Origin of the sequence: Corynebacterium sp. HMSC071F07, assembly GCF_001810285.1 — a bacterium.
Classification (GTDB): domain Bacteria; phylum Actinomycetota; class Actinomycetes; order Mycobacteriales; family Mycobacteriaceae; genus Corynebacterium; species Corynebacterium simulans.
The window spans coordinates 1-2,569 of sequence record NZ_KV800683.1 but is presented as its reverse complement, the minus strand read 5'-3'; the positions used below and the strand labels follow the sequence as shown (position 1 = coordinate 2,569).

The 2,569-nt window shown below is 49.9% G+C and carries 2 protein-coding genes; both read right to left on the bottom strand.

Annotation, left to right across the window (positions count from 1 at the left end; translation table 11 throughout):
* Window positions 1–1,155, bottom strand: a 1,155-nt coding sequence (locus HMPREF2724_RS01305) for a glycosyltransferase family 4 protein (protein WP_141748288.1), incomplete at its 3' end; no start/stop codon positions are given.
* An 80-nt stretch (window positions 1,156–1,235) separates the two neighbouring features.
* The gene (gene wecC, locus HMPREF2724_RS01300) at window positions 1,236–2,501 is read right to left on the bottom strand and encodes a UDP-N-acetyl-D-mannosamine dehydrogenase (protein ID WP_070564998.1); all 1,266 of its coding nucleotides are present in this window, start codon (window positions 2,499–2,501) and stop codon (window positions 1,236–1,238) included.
* Window positions 2,502–2,569: the final 68 nt, after the last annotated feature.

Below are 2,569 nucleotides of genomic sequence, written 5' to 3'. Positions count from 1 at the left end.
GACCACAGCAGAAATGTGAATACCTGCTTCCATTAATTCATACACCTTGGATGGGACCGTGCGTTTAAGGGGTTCCCAATCCGCAAGATGAACAAGCGCGGTATCAGCCCACTGGTAATACTCTTCTAGGCTGTCTGCGGGGTGCTTAGGTTCAAAGCTCACTGCGCTTCCTAAGTCTTTGGAGATTCGTTGCAGTTCAGGCTTTGCCGCTCCACTTCCAACAAATCTCAACCGCACATCCACGCCTTGCTGGATACAGAGTTTGAGGGCATCAACTGCATTCTGAAGATCTTGCGCTCGCCCTATTGTCCCAGCGTACAAAACTCTCAATGTCCCGGAAGTAGCCAGATTCCTGTTAGTTTTGAACTTTGTAGCCGCAGGAAAGACGTTTCGAATCGTAAAAACCAGAGGCGTGGCTCCGTTTCGTATTAGCACAGCTCGCTGTCTTAGGTCCTTAGCAAGCTCGCTTGACGTCGAAATGATGGCGTCTGCTTCTCGCATACTCCGGTATAGAACTCGCTGCGTTAACCACGAAACGATTTGAAAAAGCCCAATGGAAAGCACTCTCTGCCTGAATGACTTTTTCCCTGTTCCTTCGTTCCAGCTATCAGCCTCTTTTAGCAAATCAGGCCAAGCATCACGCAGATCGATAACGTAGGGAGCCTGAAATCTCTTGCTAGCCAGCCAAGTCACTGCCGACGTCGGCAAAGCAGGAACAGTCCCGAAGATTAAATCCGGCCTGTAGCCTTTTAACGAGCCTCCAGCGGCAAGGAGAACCTGTAATGATCCCAAAGCCACGGCAGCTTGATTAAATGCACGTATCGTTAGTGATGAACCCCCAGGAAAGAAACCACTGCGCACGATACGCTCACCGGATGGGCCGGTCTCAGATTCCTTTCGAGGGAGAAACCCACGAGCTTTTACCCATCGGGGGAATGACATCCTTCGGTCATAGTGCGCAGGCGGCGCGACAACAGTCACCGAATGCCCTTGCTCTTTCAGGATTTCTGCCAGCCATCCCCATCGACGTTGAGGCACACCATTTTCTGGGTACCAGTATTGGGAAATAACGAGGATTTGCAAGCTTTTCATCCATCTTCTACACGAGTCAGCTGGACATTCATCAAAATCTCCATCAAACAGCGAATTGGTCAAGACTCTAGAACGACAATAATACGTCTAGCCATCCCAATCCGAATTAACTGAAAGATGCCGCCAGAAACGGGGGTGCGCGCCTATTTCCAGATTCCCTTGGTATCGATCACAGTCTTTCCTTCGATAATGGCCGGATCCATCTCGATAAATTCCTTATGATTAACAAGAAGCAAAACAATGTCGGCGTCTGCAACAGCTCCTTGAAGATCTTGCTTCTTGAGATTGGAAATCGCCGACAGCGGCTCAGGGAGTTCTGGGACATTTGGTTCGACCACACGAATATCCAACTCTGGGTTTTCCTGCCCAAGTTGCTTGACGATATTCAAGGACGGGGATTCGCGCAAATCATCGATATCGTTCTTGAAGGCGATGCCTAACGCAGCAACGACAGCATCTTGCTTATCGGCAAGGGCTTCCTTAACCTTCTTAATTACCCATTGAGGCTTTCCGTCATTAACTTCACGCGCCATTCTGATGATCCGTGCTTCTTCAGGTACCGAAGAAACGATAAACCAAGGATCCACTGCAATACAGTGTCCGCCGACTCCTGGGCCAGGCTGAAGGATGTTGACACGCGGGTGGTGGTTGGCAAGATCAATTAGCTCCCAAACGTCGATACCAAGTCGATCACTAATCAGGGAGAGTTCGTTTGCAAAGGCGATATTGACATCGCGGAAAGAGTTCTCCGTCAACTTTGCCATCTCTGCAGTAGTTGCATTGGTCTGCAGCAGCTCGGCAGTACAGAACGTCCCATAAAGGTCGCAGGCCATCTGAGTGCCTTTAGGAGTTAAACCACCAATGACTCGATCGTTGTTCTCCATCTCCTCCATAATTCGCCCAGGCAAAACTCGCTCAGGACAGTGTGCAACAAAGATCGCGCCCTCTGCATCTTCATCCAAAGAAAGGTCAGGCCTAAGCTCGATAATGTGCTTCGCCATTGCCTCAGTGGTACCAGGAGGGGAGGTCGACTCAAGGACCACGAGTGCACCTGGCCGTAGGTGGGGTGCCATAGCTTCTGCGGCTGCATTGATGTATTTGGTATCAACCTTGTAGTTGTCACGGAATGGCGTCGGCACACAAACAATGTACGCGTCAGCCTGAATCTGCTCTGCCTGCGCCTTCAAGAATCCCTCATCTACGACACGCTTTAGCAAAGCCTCAAAACCAGGCTCAAAGAAGGGAACCTCTCCCTTATTAATCGAATCTACAAACTCCGGATTAACATCAACACCGGTCACCTTGACACCCTTTGACGCAATAAAAGCCGCGGTAGGGAGCCCGATATACCCCAGACCAACAACACATACCGAGTTAAACTTCGTGGCCGACTTTTCTGCGGTTGCCATTTAGAACCTTTCTAGGTTAATTACTTGCTTCCCCTATATTAGGCATTCGGTCGCTCCGTTGTCAGATG